The 21,054-nt window shown below is 62.3% G+C and carries 22 protein-coding genes and 1 pseudogene; 15 read left to right on the top strand and 8 right to left on the bottom strand.

Annotation, left to right across the window (positions count from 1 at the left end; genetic code table 11):
* Positions 1 to 4: 4 nt before the first annotated feature.
* Positions 5 to 604, bottom strand: coding sequence for an imidazoleglycerol-phosphate dehydratase HisB (gene hisB, locus NKG60_RS08370; protein ID WP_352863005.1), 600 nt, complete (start codon positions 602 to 604; stop codon positions 5 to 7).
* A 226-nt stretch (positions 605 to 830) separates the two neighbouring features.
* On the opposite strand from hisB, the gene hslV reads away from it, so the two are divergent.
* The 5 genes from hslV (at position 831) to NKG60_RS08345 (ending at position 4,991) form a co-directional block, all read left to right on the top strand.
* Complete coding sequence (gene hslV / locus NKG60_RS08365; RefSeq protein ID WP_352663510.1) at positions 831 to 1,382, top strand: ATP-dependent protease subunit HslV; 552 nt, start codon at positions 831 to 833, stop codon at positions 1,380 to 1,382.
* Positions 1,372 to 1,929: a GNAT family N-acetyltransferase gene (locus tag NKG60_RS08360; RefSeq protein ID WP_352663512.1), complete on the top strand. Its 558-nt coding sequence runs from the start codon at positions 1,372 to 1,374 to the stop codon at positions 1,927 to 1,929. Before hslV ends, NKG60_RS08360 begins: the two co-directional genes overlap by 11 nt.
* Positions 1,930 to 1,933: 4 nt before the next feature.
* Positions 1,934 to 2,530, top strand: coding sequence for a DUF2585 domain-containing protein (locus NKG60_RS08355; RefSeq protein WP_352863004.1), 597 nt, complete (start codon positions 1,934 to 1,936; stop codon positions 2,528 to 2,530).
* Positions 2,531 to 2,534: 4 nt separating this feature from the next.
* Positions 2,535 to 3,848 carry an ATP-dependent protease ATPase subunit HslU gene (gene hslU / locus NKG60_RS08350; protein WP_254815924.1) on the top strand — a complete coding sequence of 438 codons (1,314 nt, stop codon included), beginning with the start codon at positions 2,535 to 2,537 and terminating at the stop codon, positions 3,846 to 3,848.
* A gap of 183 nt (positions 3,849 to 4,031) precedes the next feature.
* Positions 4,032 to 4,991: a DUF1402 family protein gene (locus NKG60_RS08345; protein ID WP_352863003.1), complete on the top strand. Its 960-nt coding sequence runs from the start codon at positions 4,032 to 4,034 to the stop codon at positions 4,989 to 4,991.
* Positions 4,992 to 5,025: 34 nt separating this feature from the next.
* On the opposite strand, the gene NKG60_RS08340 is transcribed toward NKG60_RS08345, so the two are convergent.
* Genes NKG60_RS08340 through NKG60_RS08330 form a run of 3 tightly spaced genes read right to left on the bottom strand, consistent with a single transcriptional unit; the run spans position 5,026 to position 7,761 of the window.
* Positions 5,026 to 6,255 carry an NAD(P)/FAD-dependent oxidoreductase gene (locus NKG60_RS08340; protein WP_352863104.1) on the bottom strand — a complete coding sequence of 410 codons (1,230 nt, stop codon included), beginning with the start codon at positions 6,253 to 6,255 and terminating at the stop codon, positions 5,026 to 5,028.
* Positions 6,256 to 6,257: 2 nt separating this feature from the next.
* The gene (locus NKG60_RS08335; protein WP_352974792.1) at positions 6,258 to 6,572 is read right to left on the bottom strand and encodes a MocE family 2Fe-2S type ferredoxin; all 315 of its coding nucleotides are present in this window, start codon (positions 6,570 to 6,572) and stop codon (positions 6,258 to 6,260) included.
* Positions 6,573 to 6,612: 40 nt separating this feature from the next.
* Entirely contained in the window at positions 6,613 to 7,761 is a 1,149-nt protein-coding gene (locus tag NKG60_RS08330) for a fatty acid desaturase family protein (RefSeq protein ID WP_502911840.1), read from the bottom strand.
* A gap of 118 nt (positions 7,762 to 7,879) precedes the next feature.
* Between NKG60_RS08330 and NKG60_RS08325 the strand changes: the two genes are divergently transcribed.
* From NKG60_RS08325 to NKG60_RS08295, 7 genes are all read left to right on the top strand, one after another.
* The gene (locus NKG60_RS08325; RefSeq protein ID WP_352863002.1) at positions 7,880 to 8,911 is read left to right on the top strand and encodes a LacI family DNA-binding transcriptional regulator; all 1,032 of its coding nucleotides are present in this window, start codon (positions 7,880 to 7,882) and stop codon (positions 8,909 to 8,911) included.
* Positions 8,912 to 9,220: 309 nt separating this feature from the next.
* Positions 9,221 to 10,162, top strand: coding sequence for a sugar ABC transporter substrate-binding protein (locus NKG60_RS08320; protein ID WP_352863001.1), 942 nt, complete (start codon positions 9,221 to 9,223; stop codon positions 10,160 to 10,162).
* Positions 10,163 to 10,277: 115 nt separating this feature from the next.
* Positions 10,278 to 11,354 (top strand): ABC transporter permease, encoded by a 1,077-nt coding sequence (locus tag NKG60_RS08315; protein ID WP_292655972.1) that lies wholly within the window; start codon positions 10,278 to 10,280, stop codon positions 11,352 to 11,354.
* Positions 11,355 to 11,356: 2 nt separating this feature from the next.
* Positions 11,357 to 12,124 carry an ATP-binding cassette domain-containing protein gene (locus NKG60_RS08310; protein WP_254815918.1) on the top strand — a complete coding sequence of 256 codons (768 nt, stop codon included), beginning with the start codon at positions 11,357 to 11,359 and terminating at the stop codon, positions 12,122 to 12,124.
* 63 nt (positions 12,125 to 12,187) lie between these two features.
* Positions 12,188 to 13,189 carry an inositol 2-dehydrogenase gene (gene iolG, locus NKG60_RS08305; RefSeq protein WP_352863000.1) on the top strand — a complete coding sequence of 334 codons (1,002 nt, stop codon included), beginning with the start codon at positions 12,188 to 12,190 and terminating at the stop codon, positions 13,187 to 13,189.
* 23 nt (positions 13,190 to 13,212) lie between these two features.
* On the top strand, positions 13,213 to 14,007 hold the full coding sequence (locus NKG60_RS08300) for an SDR family oxidoreductase (RefSeq protein ID WP_352974788.1): 795 nt from the start codon (positions 13,213 to 13,215) through the stop codon (positions 14,005 to 14,007).
* A 350-nt stretch (positions 14,008 to 14,357) separates the two neighbouring features.
* A complete protein-coding gene (locus NKG60_RS08295; protein WP_352862998.1) occupies positions 14,358 to 15,449 on the top strand; it encodes a 3-deoxy-7-phosphoheptulonate synthase in 1,092 nt (363 codons plus the stop codon).
* Between the two features lie 56 nt (positions 15,450 to 15,505).
* Here NKG60_RS08295 and NKG60_RS08290 read toward each other — a convergent pair whose 3' ends face one another.
* A complete protein-coding gene (locus NKG60_RS08290; RefSeq protein WP_352663531.1) occupies positions 15,506 to 16,141 on the bottom strand; it encodes a LysE family translocator in 636 nt (211 codons plus the stop codon).
* A gap of 126 nt (positions 16,142 to 16,267) precedes the next feature.
* On the opposite strand from NKG60_RS08290, the gene NKG60_RS08285 reads away from it, so the two are divergent.
* Positions 16,268 to 16,969 carry a helix-turn-helix transcriptional regulator gene (locus tag NKG60_RS08285; protein ID WP_352863100.1) on the top strand — a complete coding sequence of 234 codons (702 nt, stop codon included), beginning with the start codon at positions 16,268 to 16,270 and terminating at the stop codon, positions 16,967 to 16,969.
* 46 nt (positions 16,970 to 17,015) lie between these two features.
* Here the strand turns inward: NKG60_RS08285 and NKG60_RS08280 are convergent, their stop codons facing one another.
* On the bottom strand, positions 17,016 to 18,125 hold the full coding sequence (locus NKG60_RS08280; protein WP_352974785.1) for a Gfo/Idh/MocA family protein: 1,110 nt from the start codon (positions 18,123 to 18,125) through the stop codon (positions 17,016 to 17,018).
* Positions 18,126 to 18,279: 154 nt separating this feature from the next.
* On the opposite strand from NKG60_RS08280, the gene NKG60_RS08275 reads away from it, so the two are divergent.
* Positions 18,280 to 19,125 (top strand): MurR/RpiR family transcriptional regulator, encoded by an 846-nt coding sequence (locus NKG60_RS08275; RefSeq protein WP_352663941.1) that lies wholly within the window; start codon positions 18,280 to 18,282, stop codon positions 19,123 to 19,125.
* Between the two features lie 7 nt (positions 19,126 to 19,132).
* Here the strand turns inward: NKG60_RS08275 and NKG60_RS08270 are convergent, their stop codons facing one another.
* Together NKG60_RS08270 and NKG60_RS08265 are read right to left on the bottom strand one after the other, a co-directional pair.
* Positions 19,133 to 19,492 carry a helix-turn-helix domain-containing protein gene (locus NKG60_RS08270; RefSeq protein WP_352974783.1) on the bottom strand — a complete coding sequence of 120 codons (360 nt, stop codon included), beginning with the start codon at positions 19,490 to 19,492 and terminating at the stop codon, positions 19,133 to 19,135.
* Positions 19,493 to 19,559: 67 nt separating this feature from the next.
* A pseudogene (locus NKG60_RS08265) lies at positions 19,560 to 20,009 on the bottom strand (AraC family transcriptional regulator); the annotation flags it as partial.
* A 137-nt stretch (positions 20,010 to 20,146) separates the two neighbouring features.
* On the opposite strand from NKG60_RS08265, the gene NKG60_RS08260 reads away from it, so the two are divergent.
* The gene (locus tag NKG60_RS08260; protein WP_352862995.1) at positions 20,147 to 20,875 is read left to right on the top strand and encodes an SDR family oxidoreductase; all 729 of its coding nucleotides are present in this window, start codon (positions 20,147 to 20,149) and stop codon (positions 20,873 to 20,875) included.
* Positions 20,876 to 21,054 lie beyond the last annotated feature (179 nt).

Raw genomic sequence — 21,054 nt, 5'->3', positions numbered from 1 at the left:
GGCGCTACCCTTTCAGGGACCCCTTGGTGGAGGGAACCGCGTCCGGCTGGCGCGGGTCGCGCTCAAGTGCCGAACGCAGCGCACGCGCCACGGCCTTGAAGCAGGTCTCGGCGATGTGGTGGTTGTTGGCGCCGTAATGATTGGTGACATGCAGCGTGATGCCGGCATTCTGCGCCAGCGCGTGGAAGAATTCGCGCACCAGCTCGGTGTCGAACGTACCGATCTTCGGCGACGAGAATGAAACATTCCAGACCAGAAAAGGCCGGCCGGAGACGTCGATTGCCGCTCGCGTCAGTGTCTCGTCCATGGCGAGGTCGATCGAGGCGTAGCGCATGATGCCGCGCCGCTCGCCCAATGCCTTGGCCAGCGCCTGGCCGAGCGCGATGCCCGTATCCTCGACCGTGTGGTGGTCGTCTATGTGCAGGTCGCCCTTGGCCTTCACGGTCATGTCGATCAGCGAATGGCGCGACAACTGGTCCAGCATATGGTCGAAGAAGCCGACGCCCGTCGAAATGTCGGATTTGCCCGAGCCGTCGACCTGAACCGACACGGAGATGTCGGTTTCCCTGGTCTTGCGGCTTATCTCGGTGGAACGGGGCGCCATAACCTCATCCTTGTCTCAGATTTTGCACGATTCAGGCGTTCACATGCCTGAAAACGAAAGCCTTCTAGCAGCATGATCCTGCGATTGCCAGTTACCGCTGCCGAGCACAGTCCGGCCCGGCGGATGGCCGGTTTGCAATCGTCGGGCCTATGCATACATATGGCCGATCGAGTCACTCGTAACGCGCCGATCGCCTCGATGGGATCGGTGCTGATCGGAGCAGAAAATGTCGAATGAACTGACCATGCATGCCACGACCATCCTCACCGTGCGCAAGGGCGGCAAGGTGGTGATCGCCGGCGACGGCCAGGTCAGCCTCGGCCAGACCATCATGAAAGGCAACGCCAAGAAGGTGCGCCGCATCGGCAAAAGCGGCAACGTCATCGCCGGCTTTGCCGGCGCCACTGCCGATGCCTTCACGCTGCTCGAGCGGCTCGAAGCCAAGCTCGAACAATATCCCGACCAGCTGACACGCGCCTGCGTCGAGCTCGCCAAGGACTGGCGCACCGACCGCTATTTGCGGCGGCTGGAAGCGATGATGCTGGTGGCCGACAAGTCGGTGTCGCTGGCGCTGACCGGCACCGGCGACGTGCTGGAGCCCGAATTTGGCGTGATGGCCATCGGCTCGGGCGGCAATTACGCGCTGGCAGCGGCACGCGCCTTGATGGATAGCGACAAGGACGCCGAGGAGATCGCCCGCAAGGCGATGCAGATCGCGTCAGACATTTGCGTCTACACCAACAACAGCTTCGTCGTCGAAACTCTCGATGCCGCCTGAGCGGAGCCTCCGCTATAGTTTTCGGCCGGTGACCGAGAGGGACCTGCCGATGATCGCCGGCTGGCTTGCAGAGCCGCATGTCGCCGAATGGTGGAACGACCCAGAGACCGAGATTGCGGAGATTCGCGAACATATCGACAGCATTTCGGTCGAGCCGCTGATTGTCGAGCTCGACGGAAAGCCCATCGGCTATTTGCAGAGCTACGATCCGCATCTGGAGGACGGCCATCCCTATAGCGACCAGCCGTTCGGCACGCTCGGCATCGATCTGTCGATCGGCGTGCCGGAGCTTGTCGGGATCGGCCACGGCGCGGCGATCGTCCGGCAGTTCGTCGAGCAGCTTTTCGAGGAAGGTACGCCGCGCGTGATCATCGACCCGGACCCCGCCAATGCACGGGCTATCCGTGCCTATGAAAAGGCCGGTTTCAGGGCTATCGATCGCAGGAAGTCGGAATATGGCGATGCCGTGCTGATGGCGATTGATGCCCCAGAGGGTGATGCCGGACAGGGTGACGCCGAACAGGGTGACGCAGAAGAGGGGCAATAGCAGCATGAGCGTTTCCAGCGACAAAACCGTTTCGGCCTACGAAGACAGCTGGCGAATGGGGCTTCTGCTGGTTCTCGGCCTGGTCATCTTCCAGGCCGGGGCTCTCTACGGCATGGGGCGGACGCCGATCTGTACCTGCGGCTACGTCAAGCTGTGGCACGGCATCGTGCAGAGCTCCGAGAATTCCCAGCATATTTCCGACTGGTACAGCTTCTCGCACATCATTCATGGCTTCCTGTTCTATTCGCTGGCGTGGTTCCTTTTCCCGCGCTCGCCGATCGGGTTCAGGCTGGCCTTTGCGGTGGTTATAGAGGGCGGCTGGGAGCTGCTCGAGAACAGCCCTTTCATCATCGATCGCTATCGTGCCGGCACGATCTCGCTCGACTATTATGGCGACAGCATCATCAATTCGGTGTCGGACACGCTGGCCATGGTGCTGGGGTTTGTCATGGCGCGAAGGCTTCCTATATGGGTGATCGTAACCCTCGCCCTCATCTTCGAATTCGGTGTCGGCTATCTCATCCGGGACAATCTGACACTCAACGTGATCATGCTGCTGCATCCGTTCGAGTCCATTCGGCAGTGGCAAAGTGGAATTTAGTGACATGAGCACCTTCTCTCCCCGCGAAATCGTTTCGGAACTCGACCGCTTCATCATCGGCCAGAAAGACGCCAAGCGTGCCGTCGCGATTGCCTTGCGCAACCGCTGGCGCCGCCAGCAGCTCGAAGGCCAGATGCGCGAAGAGGTGATGCCGAAAAACATCCTGATGATCGGCCCGACCGGTGTCGGCAAGACCGAGATTTCACGCCGCCTGGCACGCCTTGCCGGTGCGCCTTTCGTCAAGGTCGAAGCCACCAAGTTTACGGAGGTCGGCTATGTCGGCCGCGATGTCGAGCAGATCATCCGCGATCTGGTCGAGATCGCCATCGGGCTGGTGCGCGAGAAGATGCGCGAGGACGTCAAGGCGCGTGCCCACATCAACGCCGAGGAACGGGTGCTCGAAGCGCTTGTCGGCAAGACGGCGAGCCCGGCCACCCGTGACAGTTTCCGCAAGAAGCTGCGCGACGGCGAGCTCGACGACAAGGAGATCGAGATCGAAGTGGCCGATACCGGCAATGGCGGCATGCCCGGTTTCGAGATCCCCGGCATGCCGGGCGCCAATATCGGCGTGCTCAACATCAACGACATGCTGTCGAAAGCGATGGGCGGCAAGAAGACCAAGTTGCGCAAGACGACGGTCAAGGAGTCCTACGGGCTGTTGATCAGCGACGAGTCCGACAAGCTGCTCGATCAGGACGAAGTGGTGCGCAGGGCGCTCGAATCGACCGAGAATGACGGCATCGTCTTCCTCGACGAGATCGACAAGATCGCCTCGCGCGAAGGCGGCATCGGTGCCGGCGTTTCGCGTGAAGGTGTGCAGCGCGACCTGCTGCCGCTGGTCGAAGGCACCACGGTTGCGACCAAATACGGACCGGTGAAGACCGACCACATCCTGTTCATCGCCTCGGGCGCGTTCCACGTCGCCAAGCCCTCCGACCTGCTGCCGGAATTGCAGGGCCGCCTGCCGATCCGCGTCGAGCTGCGGGCGCTGGAGAAGGACGATTTCGTCCGCATCCTCACCGAGACCGAAGCCAGCCTGATCAAGCAGTATATCGCGCTGATGAAGACCGAAGGCGTCGACCTGGTCTTCACCGACGACGCCATCGATTCGTTGGCCGGCATCGCCGTGGACCTCAACGCCAGCGTCGAGAACATCGGCGCCAGGCGGCTGCAGACGGTGATGGAGCGGGTGCTGGACGATATCTCCTACGACGCGCCGGACCGCAACGGCACCTCGGTGACCATCGATGCCGCCTATGTCGAGAAGCATGTCGGCGACCTCTCCAGGAACACGGATTTGTCGCGTTTCATCCTGTAGGAGACGCTCCATCCTCGAAGAGGCCGGGGAATTGCTCCCGGCCTCCGCCTAATTCGGCCCGGCATTCCCGATGTGTGGCCAAATGGAAGCATCCGGCAAGCTTTCGTCCCGTCCGGTGCAGGCGTCTCTCGACTCCCGGCGGAGCATTACCTAGTTTGCCGGCGATTATTTGGGCGGCGGCGCATGAAAAAACTGATCCTCGTCATTTTGGGGCTGACGCTGGCGGCAGCCATGTTCGCCGCGCAAGCGGCAACGATGGTGCCGCCGGGCAACCGCAACGCCGAGCAGCCCGACATACCGGGCGCATCGAGCCGGCGCACCCAGGCGACCAACACCACGTTCCAGGCGAAATACCGCAAGGTCTTTGCGCTGCTCCAGAACGATGCCGAGCTGCGCGGCAAGATCAAGCAGGCGGCCGCGGCCTATGGCATCGACCCAATGCATATCGTCGGCGCCATCGTCGGCGAGCACACCTACAACGTCGACGCCTATGACCGACTGCAGACCTACTACGTCAAGGCGATCTCGTATCTGTCGAGCAAGCTCTCCTTTGCCTATGATGGCGAGGACATCACCGATTTCATGCAACGGCCGCAATTTGCCAAATGCGCAGGGAAGTCCGACAGCTACGATTTGTGGGAGTGCCGCGAACAGGTGTGGAACCGGTCGTTCCGCGGCAAAACTGTCAACGGCGAGAGCTTTCCCAACGACCGCTTCGGTGCCACTTTCTTCCAGCCTTATTATGCCGGCCAGACTTTTGGCCTTGGCCAGCTCAATCCGCTGACCGCACTGCAGATGAGCGACCTCGTGCACAAGGTTTCCGGCCTGCCGGAACTCGACGTCGGCGACCCGAACGCGGTCTACAAGACGATCATGGACCCTGACCTGACACTGCCTTATGTCGCGGCGACGATCAGGAAGTCGATCGACGCCTATAGAAGCATTGCCGGCTTCGACATCTCAGGCAATCCCGGCATCACGTCGACGCTCTACAATGTCGGCAATCCCGAACAGCGCGCCTATGCACTGAAAGCCGAGAACGACAAGCGCCGCGCTGCGGGCGACCCGGAAAAGCTGCCTGAGGAAAATTACTATGGCTGGCTGGTCAACGACAAGCTGTCGGAGCTGAAGGCGCTGTTTTAGCCGAACGCGTTCGGCCAACTATCCACGCGGCGGATCAAGCCGCCAGCAGCGACTTTAACTTGACGGTCTGCGAGACTAGCGCTTCCGGCGCCGGCTTTGCCTGCTTTGCAATCAGCATCTCGGCCAGCCTTATGTCGCGGGCGACCGCGTTGCCGGGGCCGATGCCGCTTGCCGCAACCAGCCTGCCGTCCTCGGCGAGGTGGAACAGGATGAAGGCGCCGTCGCCGAGGTCGCGGCGCGCGATGCTGCGGCCTTCGTCCGACAGGCCGGCGATCTGTAAGGTCAGGCCGTACTGATCCGACCAGAACCACGGCACCGCCGCATGGGACTCGCCGGCGCCAAGCATATTCCTAGCGGCGAGCGCGCCCTGCTCCTGTGCATTGCGCCAGGCTTCGAGCCGCACGCGCCGGCCGCCATAGATGGCGAGCGGAAACGAACAGCAATCGCCGGCGGCAAAGATATCCCGGTCGCTGGTGCGAAGCTCGGCGTCGACGGCGATGCCATTGTCGATGGTCAGCCCTGCCTCCGCGGCAAGTCCGGTCACCGGCACGGCGCCGATGCCAATCACGGCAAGATCGGCGACAATGTCGCGTCCACCGGCAAGCGCGATGTGCACTTCGGCGCCATTATCGGCAATGGCGGCGATGCCCTCGCCGCACAGGATTTTCACGCCTTCGGCTTCATGCGCCTGATGGATGATCTCGGCGATCTCGGCCGGGACGCCGCGCATCAGAATGCGCGGCTGCGCCTCGATGACTGTGACCGCCGCACCCAGTCTGCGTGCCGCCGCGGCAAGCTCAAGCCCGATAAAGCCGCCGCCAATGATGGCGACGCGATTTCCGGCGCTGAGATGGGCGCGAATGGCCAGCGCGTCGTTGAAGGTCCGCAGATAGACGCAGCGCCCGCCAAGGCCCGGCATCGCCAGTTTGCGCGGCACCGAACCGGTCGCCAGCAGGAGCTTGTCGTAAGTCAGGACGGAACCGTCCGAGAGGCGCACGACATGCCCCGCGCGGTCGATCGCCACCGCCTGGACCGAGTGGACATGCCTGATCGATCTTTCGGCCAGGACCGCCTCACTGGCGATCGCCTTGATCAGGGGCGCCTCGGCGATCATCGCGTCTTTCGACAGCGGCGGCCGCTCATAGGGCAGATGCGGCTCGTCGCCGACCAGCATCACCGGTCTATTAAAGCCGAGCTCGCGCAGCGCAAGGGCGGCGCGCCCGCCGCATTCGCCGGCGCCAATGATGACCATTCCCTTCGTCATCATCAACCGATCCGGACAAGGACTTTGCCGGCGTCGACTTTGACCGGATAGGTTCTTAGATCGACGCAGACCGGCGCGCCCCTGGCAGCCCCAGTGTTGTAATTGAAGCGGCCATTATGCTTCGGGCATTCGATGATATCGTCCATCACCAGCCCGTCCGCCAGATGCACCTTCTCATGCGTGCAAAGCCCGTCGGTGGCGAAATACTCGTCGTCGGGGCTGCGATAGATGGCAAAGGTGCGACCGCCATGGTCGAAGCGCATCACGTCCTCTTCGTCGATGTCCCCAGCGTCACAAGCCTCGACCCAGTCGCTCATTTGCGCTTTCCCCGATTCTTGGTGCCCCGGCGTGGGCTTTTCATTCAGCAGCCACCGCAGCGGCAGCGTTATCGTTGTGGAAATCCTCGCGATAGGGCCTCGCCGTCGGCGGCAGTTCGCGCTTGATGAAATAATCCTCATTGCGCAGCTGGCGCAGGAAGGCGGGTACCATCTCGCGGTAGCCGGCCAGGATGGACGGTGTCGGCGCCGGCAGATCGTGCTTGATCAGTTCGTGTAGCCTGGGCAGCGCGTGATAGGGCACCATGGGAAACATGTGATGCTCGACGTGGTAGTTCATGTTCCAGTAGATGAAGCGGCTTATCGGGTTCATGTAGACGGTGCGGCTGTTGAGCCGGTGATCGGTGACGTTTTCAGCCAGGCCGCCATGCTGCAGCAGGCCGACCATGACATGGTGCCAGGCACCGTAAAGCCTGGGCAGACCGACCAGCATCAGTGGCAGGAACGAGCCGGTATAGAGCGCCAGCGCAATGGTCGCGGCATAGATTGTCGTCCAGATGCGGGCAATGCGGATTGCCTTCGGCTGCTCCTGGTCGGGAATGAAGGTTCTTTCGGCCGGGCTGATGATACCGGCCGCATTGCGCAGCATGTCGCTCATCGCATGCCAGGCATCGAGAATACCGACGAAGTTGAGCACCACGCGCAGCAGATCGGGCGGACGCATCACCGATATCTCAGGATCGCGGCCGACGATGATGGTATCGGTGTGGTGGCGCGTATGGCTCCAGCGCCAGGTCACCGGGTTGCGCATGATCATGAAGCAGGCGACCTGATAGACCGCGTTGTTCATCCACTGCGTCCTGAAGGCGGTGCCGTGGCCGCATTCGTGCCAGCGTGAATCGGTGGAGGAACCGTAGAGGACGCCGTAGACGAAGAAGAACGGCACACACCACCAGCTGCCCCAGAACCAGGCGGCGCCGGCTCCGCTGAGGATCATGGCGCCGAGCCAGATGATGGTATCGCGGATCGCCGGGCCGTCGGAGCGCTGCATCAGCTCCTTCATCTGCTTGCGCGGCACGTCGGTGTGATACCACTCGGCCGCCGCCAGCCCGCTCTCGACGGCAAGCTTCGCGTGGCGGCCGATCAGGCTGTAGTCGCGTCGGGACGCTGCTGCGGAGCTCGTATTCCCGGTTCGGAGTCCAATATCCACCATGGCGGAGGCCTCGATCATATTCGGTCAGCGTTCAAAATAGCGCCGAGCCCTGATAGGCTCAATATCACAAAGATAGTTTCTATCATTTTCCATCAGAATGGTGTAAAAGGGAGCCGGACAGTAGAGTGAGGCAGCGATGGCGAAACGGCCGACGATCACCGACCTGGCACGCATTTCGGGGGTCAGCGTTGCCACCGTCGACCGGGTGCTGAACAACCGCTTGCCGGTGCGCGAGGAAACCGCGCGCCGCGTCTATGAGGCCGCGACCAGCATCGGCTATCACGCAGCCGGATTGATCAAGCAGCGGATGCGCCATGAATTGCCCGAATACCGGCTCGGGTTCCTGCTGTTGCGGCGGGAGGACGTCTTCTACAGTGAATTTGCCCGCGAGCTTGAACTGGCGGTGTCGCAGTCGCCTCGGCTTCGTGGCGTGGCGACCATCGACTTCGCCGCTTCGCTGGCGCCGGACGAGATCGTCGAGCGGATGCGCAAGCTGGCCGCCAAATCCAGGGCCGTCGCCCTGGTCGGGCCTGATCACCCGACGCTGACGGTCGCCGTCGAGGCTCTCAAAGCCAATGGCGTACCGGTGTTCTCCCTGCTTTCCGACTTTGCGTCCGGTATTCGCGAGGGCTATGTCGGCCTGGACAATCGCAAGGTCGGCCGCACCGCTGCCTGGATGATCTCGAAGGCCGCGAAGAGACCTGGCAAGGTCGCCCTGTTCGTCGGCAGCCATCGCTTCCATGGCCATGAGCTTCGCGAGATCGGTTTTCGCTCCTTCTTTCGCGAGCAGGCGCCGGAATTCACTCTCCTCGAGACATTGGTCAATCTGGAAGCGAACCAGATCACGCATGATGCAATGATCGAGCTTCTGGCCCGCCACCCCGATCTCGCCGGTTGCTATGTCGCCGGTGGCGGCATGGAAGGTGCGATCTCGGCGCTGAGGGAGGCAAAGCCGGCTGAGATGCCGGCGGTCGTCTGCAATGAGATCACGCCCGACTCGCGCGCGGCGCTGGCGGATAATTTTCTGACCATGGTGATCTCGACGCCACTGGCGGCGCTTTGCCGCGAGCTTGTCGGGCTGATGGCGCATGCCATCGAGACCGGCGCTGCGAATGCGCCGGGCCAGACCTTTCTGCCCTTCGACATTTATCTGCCGGAAAACATCTGACGTCGCGGTCATCGGCGGCAGACATGATGTAATCTATCAGAACACTTTCAGGCCTGACTTGCCTGAGCGTCGGTCTAAAAGCGCTCGAAATGCCGAAAATCCATTCCTCATGGCGAAATCTCGCTTGACGCCCACGCGAAATGGAATAAATATTTCACCAGCTGAGCATTTTGGTTCTTTCGTTCCGGAAGATCTGTTTCAGGCAAATGCCTCCGGAACCAAAAATGGCAATCGGGAGAGAATTCCCTGCGAGATCGGGGATTCCGGGTAGATCGGTGCAGCCGGACACCAATGTGGAGGAGAAATAAAATGAAAAAACTGCTTTTGGGCGTCGCGTTCGCGGCGCTGATGAGTTCGTCCGCCTTTGCTGCCAAGATCGGCGTGTCGATGGCGTTGTTCGACGACAATTTTCTCACCGTGCTGCGCAACGGCATGATCGAGCAGGCCAAGGGCATGGATGGCGTCGAGCTGCAGGTGGAGGATGCGCAGAACGACGTCGCCAAGCAACTCGACCAGATCAAGAACTTCGCCGCCTCGGGCGTTGACGCCATCATCGTCAACCCGGTCGACACCTCGGCCACCCAGGCGATGTCGGACGCAGCCGCCGCTGCCAAGATTCCACTGGTCTATGTCAATCGCGAGCCGGTCAACGTCGACACGCTGCCCGACAACCAGGCCTTCGTCGCCTCGAACGAAGCCGATTCCGGCACGCTTGAGACCAAGGAGGTCTGCCGCCTGTTCAAGGAGGCCGGCAAGACTGAAGCCAACGTCTATGTGATCATGGGCGAGCTGTCGAACCAGGCAGCGGTGCAGCGCACCAAGGACATTGACGACGTGATCGCCGCGCCGGAGTGCAGCTTCATCAAGATCATCGACAAGCAGACGTCAAACTGGAAGCGCGAAGAAGCGCAGAACCTGATGACCAACTGGCTGTCAACCGGCAAGCCGTTCGACGGCGTCATCGCCAATAATGACGAAAGCGCCATCGGCGCCATCCAGGCGATGAAGGCCGCCAACATCGACATGAAGTCGGTTGTCGTCGGCGGCGTCGACGCTACCCAGGATGCGCTTGCGGCGATGCAGGCGGGCGACCTCGATGCGACAGTGTTCCAGGACGCGGCCGGCCAGGGTGCCGGCGCGCTTGACGCAGCGCTCAAGCTGGCGAAGGGCGAGAAGGTCGAGCACAAGGTCTACATCCCGTTCCAGCTGGTCACGCCGGCAAATATCGACAAGTTCCTGAAGAAGAACTGAGGCGGACCTGTCCGATACGGAGCGGCGCGCCAAAGTAAGACAGCGCCGCTCCGCTTTTTCCCTCTCGGCCTGAACAGCGCCGAGAGGAGAACCGTGGCTGACGGAGGAAGCACGATTGGCACAGACATCTCACGGCGTCGGCGGGCTCAGCTATGATGCAAAGCGGCGCGCATGGCCGGCCGAATTCAACGTCTTCCTGGCGCTCGTCATCCTCGTCGGCGCTTTCGAGCTGATCGGCCGGGTTTTCCTGGGCGACAGCTTCCTGTTCAATACCCGCGACAATATCGATGCGATCTTCAACGAAGCGCGCCTGCAGATCATCATCCTGCAGGTGTCGATCGTCGGCATCATTGCGATCGGCGTGACGCAGGTGATCATTACCGGCGGCATCGACCTTTCCTCGGGTTCGATCGTCGGCGCCACGGCGATGATAGCCATGAGCTTCGCCCAGGTGGCGACCGTCAATGGCAACCCGAACCCCAAGGCGATGTTCATCGCCCAAGGCTGGACCGACCTGCCGGTGATCGTGCCGGTGCTGGTCGCGATCGGCTGCGGCCTGCTGGCCGGCTTGGTCAACGGCGCTTTGATCGCCTACACGCGCATCCCGCCGTTCATCGCCACCCTCGGCATGATGGTCACCGCGCGCGGCATCGCCAAATGGTGGTCGAAGGGACAGCCGATCTCGTTTCCGACCGAGAGTTTCGCCGCCATCGGCAAGGGGCTGATGCCCGTCATCATTTTCATATCGCTCGCAGTGCTGTTCCAGCTGATCCTGAGCTACACCAAATATGGCAAGCACTGCTATGCAATCGGCTCCAATGAGGACGCCGCGCGCATGTCCGGCATCAACATCGCCAATCACAAGATCCTCGTCTACGTCATTGCCGGCGTCCTCGCCGCGCTCGCCGCCGTGGTGCTGAGCTCGAAAAATCTCACCGCCCAGGCCGGCATGGGTGTAATGTACGAGCTCGATGCGATCGCCATGGCGGTTATCGGCGGCGTGTCGCTGTCGGGCGGCCGCGGTTCGATTATCGGGACGGTGATCGGCTCGCTGATTTTCGGTGTCATCATCTCCGGCTTCACCTTTCTGCGCCTCGACGCCTATTATCAGGAGATGGTCAAAGGCGTGATCATCGTCGGCGCAGTCGTTCTCGACCAGTGGCGCCAACGCCTGCGGGCAATGAGGGCTTGATCATGTCGGACATCGTCCTGAAGACCGAAAACCTGACCAAGTATTATGGCGGCGTCCATGCGCTGGAGGGTGCCAACTTCGAGCTGCGCAAGGGTGAGCACGTCGCCATCATGGGCGACAACGGCGCCGGCAAATCGACCTTCGTGCGCCAGATAACCGGCGTCGAGCAGCGCACCAGCGGCAGGATGTGGTTCGACGGCAAGGAAGTGAATTTCGCCGGGCCGATCGAAGCCCGCGAGGCGGGCATCGAGACGGTGTTCCAGAACCTGGCGTTGGCCGACGACCTCGACGTGCCGTCGAACCTGTTCCTCGGCCGCGAGCGGGTGCTTTTCAATCTCGGGCCCTTCTCGATCCTCGATCGCAAATTCATGCGCAAGGCGACCGAGGCGGCGTTGGTCCGCACAGCGGTCAAGATTCCCAATCTTTCCAACACCATCCGCCACATGTCGGGCGGCCAGCGCCAGTGCGTAGCAATTGCCAGAACCGCGACCTTTGCTTCCAAGCTCATCATCATGGATGAGCCGACGGCGGCACTCGGCGTGCAGGAGACGATGCAGGTCGAAAACATCATCCGCACGCTGAAGGAGAATGGCGAACCGCTGATCCTGATCTCTCACAACATGCGCCAGGTGTTCGACCTGGTCGACCGCATCGTCGTTTTCCGGCGCGGCCGCATCGTCGCCAATTTGCGCAAGCAGGACACTGACGGCAACGATATCGTCTCCTACATCACCGGTGCCAAGACCGGGCAGGCGGAGCTTGCGGCGTAACGGCCAACGCCGAGCCACAGGCGCTGACTCCTTCTTCCAAACCATCTTCAAAGGAAATTCTTCATGCCTCTTCGTTTTGCTCTTCTCGGTGCCGGCCGTATTGGCAAGGTCCATGCTCGCGCTGTCGGTTCCAATCCTGAGGCCAGGCTGGTTGCAGTTGCCGACGCCTTCGAGAAGGCGGCGACCGATCTGGCCTCTGCCTATGGCGCCGAAGTGCGCAGCATCGATGCCATCGAACGGGCCGGCGATATCGATGCGGTCGTCATCTGCACACCGACCGATACCCATGCCGATCTGATCGAACGCTTCGCCAAAGCGGGCAAAGCGATTTTCTGCGAAAAGCCGATCGACCTCGACGCCGCCAGGGTGGAACGTTGCCTGGCCGTCGTCGACAAGACCGGCGCGACCCTGATGGTCGGCTTCAACCGCCGCTTCGATCCGCATTTTGCCGCCGTGCGCAAGGCTATCGACGACGGTGCGATTGGCACCGTCGAGATGGTGACCATCACCTCGCGCGATCCCGGCCCGCCGCCGCTCGACTATATCGGCCGCTCGGGCGGCATCTTCCGCGACATGACCATTCATGATTTCGACATGGCGCGATTCCTGCTCGGCGAGGAGCCGGTGGCGGTCAGCGCGCATGCTTCCGTGCTGGTCGACAAGAAGATCGGCGAGGCCGGCGACTTCGACAGCGTCAGCGTGATCCTCGAAACTGCCTCCGGCAAGCAATGCGTCATCTCCAACTCACGCCGCGCCACCTACGGCTACGACCAGCGTATCGAGGTGCATGGCTCGAAAGGCATGATTGCGGCCGAGAACCAGCGGCCGGTGTCGATCGAACTTGCCAATGAGAAAGGCTATACGCGGCCGCCGCTGCACGATTTCTTCATGACCCGTTATCTCGACGCCTATGCCAACGAGATCGCTGCCTTCATCGCGGCAGCGACGTCAGGCAAGAAGGCGGCGCCGAGCGGCAAGGACGGGCTGGTGGCGCTGAGGCTGGCAGATGCGGCGCTGAAATCGGCCAAGGAAGGCAAGACCGTCCGCCTCGACCAAACAATCTGACTATCAAGCACAGGAGCAAGGCGATGAACGGTTCAGCCGGTCGCAATTCCGAAACACGCGCCATCGTCACCGGCGGCGCACAAGGCATCGGCTTCGCCGTCGCCGAGGCGCTGGCCGATGAGGGCTGCCGGGCGCTGGCGCTGATCGGCCGCTCGCAGGAGAAGGGCGACAGGGCTGTCGCCGCTCTCAAGCGCGCAGGCGTCGATGCCGTCTTCATCAGCGCCGACGTCTCAAAAGTGGCCGACTGCAAGCGTGCGGTCGAAACGGCGATTGGCCATTTCGGCACCGTCAACGCGCTGGTCAACGCCGCCGCCACCTCGGCTCGCGGCTCGCTGGTCGAGACCTCCGAGGATCTCTTCGACCAGATATTCCAGACCAATCTGCGCGGCCCGTTTTTCCTGATGCAGGGCGTGGTGGCGCATCTGCTGGCGCGCCAGGCAACGGGCTCGATCGTCAACGTGCTGTCGATGTCGGCGCATTGCGGCCAGTCGTTCCTGGCACCCTATTCGTCGAGCAAGGGAGCGCTGGCGACACTGACCAAGAATGTCGCCAATGCCTATCGCGGCAATCGCATCCGCTGCAATGCGGTGCTGCCCGGCTGGATGGATACCGAGGGCGAGGACATCGTGCAGAAGAAGTGGCACGACGCGCCGGATGACTGGCTGGCGAAGGCCGAAGCCGCACAGCCGATGGGCCAATTGGTGAAGCCGGACCAGCTTGCCCGGTTGATCAGCTATATGATCAGCCCGCAGTCCGGCGTCATGACCGGGTCGCTTGTCGACTACGATCAGAGCATCGCCGGGGCGTCGCCGGAATAATGCCGGCAAGTCTAGCGGAACGCCGCCCATCACTTCGTCATCCTCGGGTCTCCGCGACGGAGCTCCGCTCCTGCTTCGCCCTGGGATGACGAAGTTCGGGGGGCTTCAGCCAATCGCGAATGGGCTGGAGTAGACCTCCTCCTCACCAGGCACGTGACAAACGCAACCGCTTCGACTATATCAGCCGTCATGATCAACCTGACCGCCACCTATTGGTACTTTATGAGCTCGCTGGCGGCGGGAGGATTGCGCTCGATCTGAAGATTGCAGCAACAACATCCGAACAGCCGCCAGATCTGGCGGCTTTTTTGTCTCAGCCGGCAGGTCTCCCCAATCAGGAGCAGAAAGCCGTGTTGACCACCACAGACGATCTTCGGGTCAAAGAAATCAGGGAATTGAGTACGCCGGACGAGGTGATGCGGGAAATACCGCGCACACTGACGGCAACGCGCACCGTTGCCGCGTCACGCAACGCCATCCACGCCGTGCTGACCGGCACCGACGACCGACTGGTGGTCGTCGTCGGCCCCTGTTCGATCCACGATCCGGCCGCTGCCGTAGACTATGCCAGCCGTTTGGCATCGCTGCGTGAAAGCCTGTCGGACCGGCTGGAGATCGTGATGCGCGTGTATTTCGAGAAGCCGCGCACGACGGTCGGGTGGAAGGGCCTGATCAACGATCCCGACCTCGACGGCAGCTTCAACATCGACAAGGGCCTGAGGATGGCCCGCAACGTGCTCGCCGCCGTGAACAATCTCGGCCTGCCGGCGGCGACCGAATTCCTCGACATGGCCACCCCGCAATATATTGCCGACCTCGTCGCCTGGGGAGCGATCGGCGCGCGCACGACCGAGAGCCAGATCCATCGCGAACTGGCGTCAGGCCTGTCCTGCCCGGTCGGCTTCAAGAACGGCACCGACGGCAATTTGCGGATCGCCGCCGAAGCCGTGAAATCCGCCGCCCAGCCGCATCATTTCATGGCGGTGACGAAGGGCGGGCGCAGCGCCATCGCGACGACCACCGGCAACGAGGACTGCCACGTCATCCTGCGCGGCGGTATTGTGCCGAATTATGACGCGGCCAGCATTGCTGCTGCCTGCGCGGAACTCGGCCGGATCGGCGTGGCGCCGCGGCTGATGATCGATGTCAGCCACGCCAACAGCTCGAAGAAGCCGGAAAACCAGCCAGGGGTGGCCTCCGACGTGGCTGGCCAGGTCGCGGCAGGCGACGAGCGCATCATTGGCGTCATGATCGAGAGCAACCTTGTCGCCGGCCGGCAGGATGTCATGCCCGGCAAGCGGCTCGTCTATGGCCAGAGCATCACCGATGGCTGCATCGACTGGGCAACCACTGAGACGGTGCTGTACGGCCTTGCCGACGCCGTCGAGCGGCGCCGGTCGGTGCGCCGCGCCATGATCGCCGACCGTCCTGGAGCCGCCTGACGAGGCCGAAGATGCCAGCGAGGACAAGGCGGGGGTCCTGATTTCAAGCCAGGACTTCACGCCGCCTTCAGACCTTGCCAGGCGGTTAGTACCGAAACCGCAACGAGAAGCAGTCCGGCCGTCCGGCCGGCAAATGCGGTCGCCCGGGGATTGGCGACCAGGAGATTGCGGCTGCGACCGGCGGTAAGGGCAAGTGCACCATAGACGGCAAACTGCAGGGCGATCGTCATCAATCCCATGATGGACGCCTGCATCCAGATCGGGCCGTAAGCGGGCTTCAGAAACTGCGGATAGACCGCAAAGACGAAGAGATAGGCTTTGGGATTGATCAGGCAGATCACCAGCCCCTGGCGAAACGCCTTCCAAGTGGAGCGGCTGCCGGCTAGCCGCTCGTGGCCGATCTTGATCGAGCTGCGCATCAGCGTCAGGCCGATAAAGGCCATGTAGGCAGCGCCGGCAATCAGCAGCGGATTGTAGAGGATCGGCACGAAGTGCATCAGCAAACCGACGCCGACAGCGCCGTTCAGCGTATGCGCCATGCCGCCCAGCATGATGCCGCCGGTCGCGGCAAGCCCCCTCTTGCCGCCTCCGGTCAGCGCATTGGCGAGCACGAAAAGCATGTCCATGCCGGGCACGATGATGATGCCGAACAGGAGGAGGAAGAACAGCCAGAGATTTTCCGCATAACCCATGTCAGTTGCCTGTCGCCTCGACCGGTCAAGCCGCTGAGGAATGTGTGATTTTCAATTCGATAAGCAGTGGTATAGGTCAGCTCAACTGACGATGTAGTGTCAGTTGTGATCGAAGCGGGCGAGGAAATGCGCAAGGCGTCGCGTCTGTTCGAGATCATCCAGATCGTGCGGCTGGCCAGGCAACCGGTGACGGCAGCCATGATGGCCGAGCGGCTGGAAGTGACGGTGCGCTCCGTCTATCGCGACATTGCCGCGCTGCAGGCAATGCGCGTGCCGATTGAGGGCGGGCGAGGCATCGGCTATGTCCTGCGCCCCGGATTCGATCTGCCGCCGCTGATGTTTTCGATCGAAGAAATGGAGGCGATCGTTCTGTCGCTCGCACTGCTGGAGCGCACGGGCGACACCGAGCTCAAGCAGGCGGCCAAACGCGTCAGCGACAAGATCGCCGGCGCGGTGCCGCCTCCTTTGCGCCAGACATTCGATGCCAATGCGCTGCATGCATGGGGGTTCGCCGCGCCTTCGGCCGGCGCGGTCGATCTGGCGCTGGTACGGCGCGCCATCCGCGACGAGGAGAAGCTGGACCTATCCTATCGCGACGAACTTGGCCGCGCCTCCGAGCGCCTCATCCGCCCGATCGCCCTGATCTATTACGCAGAAACCGCCAACATCGTCGCCTGGTGCGAGTTGCGCCAGGCGATCCGCAATTTCCGCAGCGACCGGATCAGGGACTGCCGGGCAACAGGGCTACGGTTCAAGGGCGAAGGCGATCGGTTGCGGCAGATCTGGGTAAACGGCTGGGAGACGAACGCCCCTGCTGCCGGCGATTGAAGCAACCATCGCGAAAAGCGGATGCCAGAACCTATCAAGCGGGAGACTACCGCACCTCCATCCAGCGCTGTTCCGCGAACGAGCGCGCCATCGCGTGCACGGTGCGCTCGATCTCCAGGCCTTCGTCGAAGTCGATGATCCGCGCCGGCTTGCCGGCAAGCCGCGTCAAAAGTTCCCGGCATTCGATGATCTTCAGGTCGTTGAAGCCGAGGCCGTGGCCGGGCGCCGGCAGGAAGGCGTCATAAGGCGTATGGTGCGGCGCCACCAGGATGGTGCGATAGCCTTGCTCGGTCGGCCGGTCGGCTGTCAGATAGAGCTGGAACTCATTCATCCGCTCCTGGTCGTACAGGATTGAGCCCTTCGAACCAAAAATCTGGATGGCGATCCGGCCTTTGCGGCCCCAGGCCGAACGGTTGACCAGCAGCGTGCCCGCGATGCCGTTTTCGAGATGCATCAGGATGCTGGCGATGTCATAGGTCTCGACCGCGCGGCGCCCGCCCGAGGCGACGCGGCGGTCGGCATAGGGTCTGGCCATGTCGCACATGACGCGGGCAACGCGGCCGAACAGTACGGCGACGAGCGACAGCGGATGCACGGCGAAATCGTCGAGCGCGCCGTAACCGGACGCCGCCTCGTGCTTCCAGAAGAACAGCGCCTCCGGATCGGCCATGAAGTCCTCGTCCATCTCGATACGCAGATGGTTGACCTCGCCGATGATCTTCTCGTCGAGCAGCGCGCCGATATGACGGATCGCCGGGTTCTGGATGTAGTTATAGCCCAGCGCCGCAACCTTGCCGGATTTCCGGGCGGCCGCAGCCATCGCTTGCGCCTCCGCAAAACTCGGCGCCATCGGTTTTTCACACCACAGATGCTTGCCGGCTTCGAGGATGGCGATGGCCATTTCCGGGTGGAACTGGTTCGGGGTGGTCAGCGAGATGACTTCGACATCCGGATCGTCGACGACGGCGCGCCAGTCACCGGACGCCTTGGCGAAGCCGAATTCGCTGGCACGGCGTTTGGCAAGGTCCTCGTTGACCTCGCCCAGATGGACCAGCCTTGGCTTGGCCACATCGGGAAAGACGGTGCCAACCGCGTTCCAGGCAATGGCGTGGCACTTGCCCATGAAGCCCGTGCCGATAAGACCTATCCCGACCATCTGCTTTGTCTCCGCTGCGTCCGAATTTTGTGTGGATGAATTAGTCCATTTTGTCTCCGAATGGAACGCTTGTCTCATTTTTTATGGTGTTCTTGCACAGGCCCGCTATGATGGGGCACAGAGGGAACCGACGATGAGCCTGGGCGGAGCGACGATGGACGAACGGGTGCCTCGCGATTTCGAAACGCTTCGGGCGACGATCCTGGAGCGGCGCCAGAGCCTGCCGAAACGCATCGCCCAGATCGCCGCCTATGCGCTCGACAACCCTGACGATATCGCCTTCGGCACCGCTGCCAGCATCGCCGCTTCCGCCGGTGTTCAGCCTTCGACCCTGATCCGCTTTGCCCAGCAGCTTGGCTTTGACGGTTTCACCAGCCTGCAGCTGGTGTTTCGCGAGCGCCTGCGCGAGCGCAACTCATCCTATGATGAAAGGCTGGCGGCATTGCGCGCCAAGGCCGAGGAAGGCGCCGGCCACCGGGCGATTTTCGACGGTTTTGTCGCCGCAGCCAGCACCTCGCTCAACGACATTTCGCGCACGCTGAATGAAGACCATTTCGAAGATGCGATCGCCGTGCTGGCCAAGGCGGAAACCATTTACGTGCTGGCCAAGCGGCGCTCTTACCCGGTTGCCTCCTATATCGCCTATGCATTGGGCAAGCTCAAGATCCGCAACCAGCTGATCGAATCGGCCGCCGGCCTCAATGCAGAGATGATCGGCTTTGCCTCTCCAAGGGATGCCGTCATCGCCATCAGCTTTTCGCCCTATGCCCCGGCCACCATCGAGGAGGCGCGCGTCATTTCGGAGCAAGGCGTGCCGATCGTGGCGATTACCGACAGCTCCTTTTCGCCGCTCGCCCAGTTCGCCAGGGTCTGGTTCGAGGTCGCCGAAGCCGATTTCGCCGGCTTCCGCTCGCTGTCGGCGACGATGGCTTTGGCCATGGCGCTGACTGTCGCCGTCGGCGAGAAGCGGCGCGATACCGGCAAGAAGCGCAAGCCTTAGATCACCTCTATTGCCATTTCGCCTTCTGCAAAAGCCGCGCTGCGTCGCGGGCAGGCGGCGACCCAAACTGGCGGGCATACTCCCGGCTGAACTGGGAAGCACTCTCATAGCCGACAGCGAAGGCGACACGCGCCACGCTGCCCGGCTGGGCAATCAGCAGATGGCGGGCCTCCAGCAAGCGGATTTGCTTTTGATACTGGATTGGGCTCATGGCCGTCGCCGCCTTGAAGTGACGATAAAATGCGGCACTGCTCATACGGGCGATCTCGGCCAGATCGCCGACGAGGACCGGCTGATGGGGATGCGAACGGATCCAGGCGATCGCCCGGCCAATCCGGGACAGATGGCCATCGGCGCGCAAGTTCACGAAGCTTTCCGCCCTGGGGGCCTTGCAGGAGCCGAAACAGCATCTCTCGCTCGATCATGGTCGCGAGCACGGCAATCTCCGCTGGCCGGTCAAGCAACCGCATCATTCGACGCAACGCGTCGAGTAGGTCGTCATCAACGGGCGAGGTGGCGAAACTGTCGCCACTGAGGGCCGGCCCGTGCTCGACGAGGAGCGCGGCGACGGCCTGCAGGTCAAGGGTCAAGCCAATGGCCAGATAAGGACGCGCCGCGCTCGCTTCGACTATCTGGCTGATGGTGGGCGTCTCGACAGTGTAGATGAAATAGCTGGCCGGATTGTAACGAAGAGCCCGGTCGCCGATCAGAACCGTCTTCGCGCCCTGCAATACGAATAAGATCCCCGATCCCCATACGCCCGGTGATGGCGTCGTGGCAACTTCGCTGCGGCCGATCGAAACACGGGGAATCGCCGTTCTTGTTCGCCGCCCGTACGCATGGCGGCCGGCGATCTCGATCAACTCCTGCAGCGCCTCGCTCATTGCGCCAGCATCGCGCATTCGTACCGGCCGCGCAACAGCGTGAGAGGATTAGGCAAGAGCTGGAGAGTTTCCGGCGCGCGGCACCCGCTGCCTCGCGCCATTTGTGGGTCTTCCACAAGAAAAATGGAGACACTGAAATGACGACTTCGAAAACCGCGCTGGTGACCGGCGCCAACAAGGGTATAGGCCGCGAAATCGCCCGGCGACTGGCGACCATGGGCTTCAAGGTCTGGCTCGGCACCAGGAGCGCCGAACGCGGCATGGCGGCGGCGCAGGCATTGCGCGCCGAAGGCCTCGACGTGGAGTGGCTTGAGCTGGACGTCACGCGGGATGACAGTGTGAAGGCGGCAGCCGAGGCATTCAGGCAGGCCAGATCCTGTCTCGACGTGCTGGTGAACAACGCCGGCGTCGCCATCAACTACGACCTGCCGCCGAGCCAGCAGCGGATCGCCGACATCCAGGCCACCTACGACGTCAATGTCTTCGGCCCGATCCGCGTGACCCAGGCATTCCTGCCGCTGCTGCTGGCAGCACCTGCTGCCCGGATCGTGATGGTGAGCAGCTCCACCGGGTCCATCGGCCGGGCGCTCGATCCCGCCACCGCGAACCACGCCGTCAATATGATGGGCTACGGCAGCTCGAAGACAGCCTTGAACGCCATCGCCGTGGCCTTCGCCAGGGAGCTCGCGCCCCAAGGCATCAAGGTCAACGCCGCGGCGCCCGGCTACACCGCCACCGATCTCAACGGGTATAAAGGTCACCGCACGGTGCAGCAGGCGGCCGAGATCGTCATTCACCTGGCGACCCTGGACGCCGATGGCCCGACCGCCGGGTACTTCAACGATGATGGGCCGCTTCCTTGGTAAATCGGCTGGTTTCAGTGGTAGACACTTGACGTCCGTCTGACTTCAAAGTTTCTGAACGCGCGAGCCTTGCACAGCACTTTTCAGCCTTGGGAATGCTCGTTCCATATTGACTATGGATTGGAATTATTATTTCATATTGTCGGCGCCACGCTGCCGCTCGCGCGTGTTACCCAAGACAA

The sequence above is a fragment of the Mesorhizobium sp. M1428 genome (assembly GCF_040317515.1).
Classification (GTDB): domain Bacteria; phylum Pseudomonadota; class Alphaproteobacteria; order Rhizobiales; family Rhizobiaceae; genus Mesorhizobium.
The sequence above is the reverse complement of the archived record's forward strand: the minus strand, read 5'-3'. Positions and strand labels throughout refer to the sequence as shown.

Coding starts and splice junctions, on each gene's coding strand:
- hisB (WP_352863005.1), bottom strand. CDS start 604: ATGGCGCCCCGTTCCACCGAGATAAGCCGCAAGACCAGGGAAACCGAC.
- hslV (WP_352663510.1), top strand. CDS start 831: ATGTCGAATGAACTGACCATGCATGCCACGACCATCCTCACCGTGCGC.
- NKG60_RS08360 (WP_352663512.1), top strand. CDS start 1,372: ATGCCGCCTGAGCGGAGCCTCCGCTATAGTTTTCGGCCGGTGACCGAG.
- NKG60_RS08355 (WP_352863004.1), top strand. CDS start 1,934: ATGAGCGTTTCCAGCGACAAAACCGTTTCGGCCTACGAAGACAGCTGG.
- hslU (WP_254815924.1), top strand. CDS start 2,535: ATGAGCACCTTCTCTCCCCGCGAAATCGTTTCGGAACTCGACCGCTTC.
- NKG60_RS08345 (WP_352863003.1), top strand. CDS start 4,032: ATGAAAAAACTGATCCTCGTCATTTTGGGGCTGACGCTGGCGGCAGCC.
- NKG60_RS08340 (WP_352863104.1), bottom strand. CDS start 6,255: ATGACGAAGGGAATGGTCATCATTGGCGCCGGCGAATGCGGCGGGCGC.
- NKG60_RS08335 (WP_352974792.1), bottom strand. CDS start 6,572: ATGAGCGACTGGGTCGAGGCTTGTGACGCTGGGGACATCGACGAAGAG.
- NKG60_RS08330 (WP_502911840.1), bottom strand. CDS start 7,761: ATGATCGAGGCCTCCGCCATGGTGGATATTGGACTCCGAACCGGGAAT.
- NKG60_RS08325 (WP_352863002.1), top strand. CDS start 7,880: ATGGCGAAACGGCCGACGATCACCGACCTGGCACGCATTTCGGGGGTC.
- NKG60_RS08320 (WP_352863001.1), top strand. CDS start 9,221: ATGAAAAAACTGCTTTTGGGCGTCGCGTTCGCGGCGCTGATGAGTTCG.
- NKG60_RS08310 (WP_254815918.1), top strand. CDS start 11,357: ATGTCGGACATCGTCCTGAAGACCGAAAACCTGACCAAGTATTATGGC.
- iolG (WP_352863000.1), top strand. CDS start 12,188: ATGCCTCTTCGTTTTGCTCTTCTCGGTGCCGGCCGTATTGGCAAGGTC.
- NKG60_RS08300 (WP_352974788.1), top strand. CDS start 13,213: ATGAACGGTTCAGCCGGTCGCAATTCCGAAACACGCGCCATCGTCACC.
- NKG60_RS08290 (WP_352663531.1), bottom strand. CDS start 16,141: ATGGGTTATGCGGAAAATCTCTGGCTGTTCTTCCTCCTCCTGTTCGGC.
- NKG60_RS08285 (WP_352863100.1), top strand. CDS start 16,268: ATGCGCAAGGCGTCGCGTCTGTTCGAGATCATCCAGATCGTGCGGCTG.
- NKG60_RS08280 (WP_352974785.1), bottom strand. CDS start 18,125: ATGGTCGGGATAGGTCTTATCGGCACGGGCTTCATGGGCAAGTGCCAC.
- NKG60_RS08275 (WP_352663941.1), top strand. CDS start 18,280: ATGGACGAACGGGTGCCTCGCGATTTCGAAACGCTTCGGGCGACGATC.
- NKG60_RS08260 (WP_352862995.1), top strand. CDS start 20,147: ATGACGACTTCGAAAACCGCGCTGGTGACCGGCGCCAACAAGGGTATA.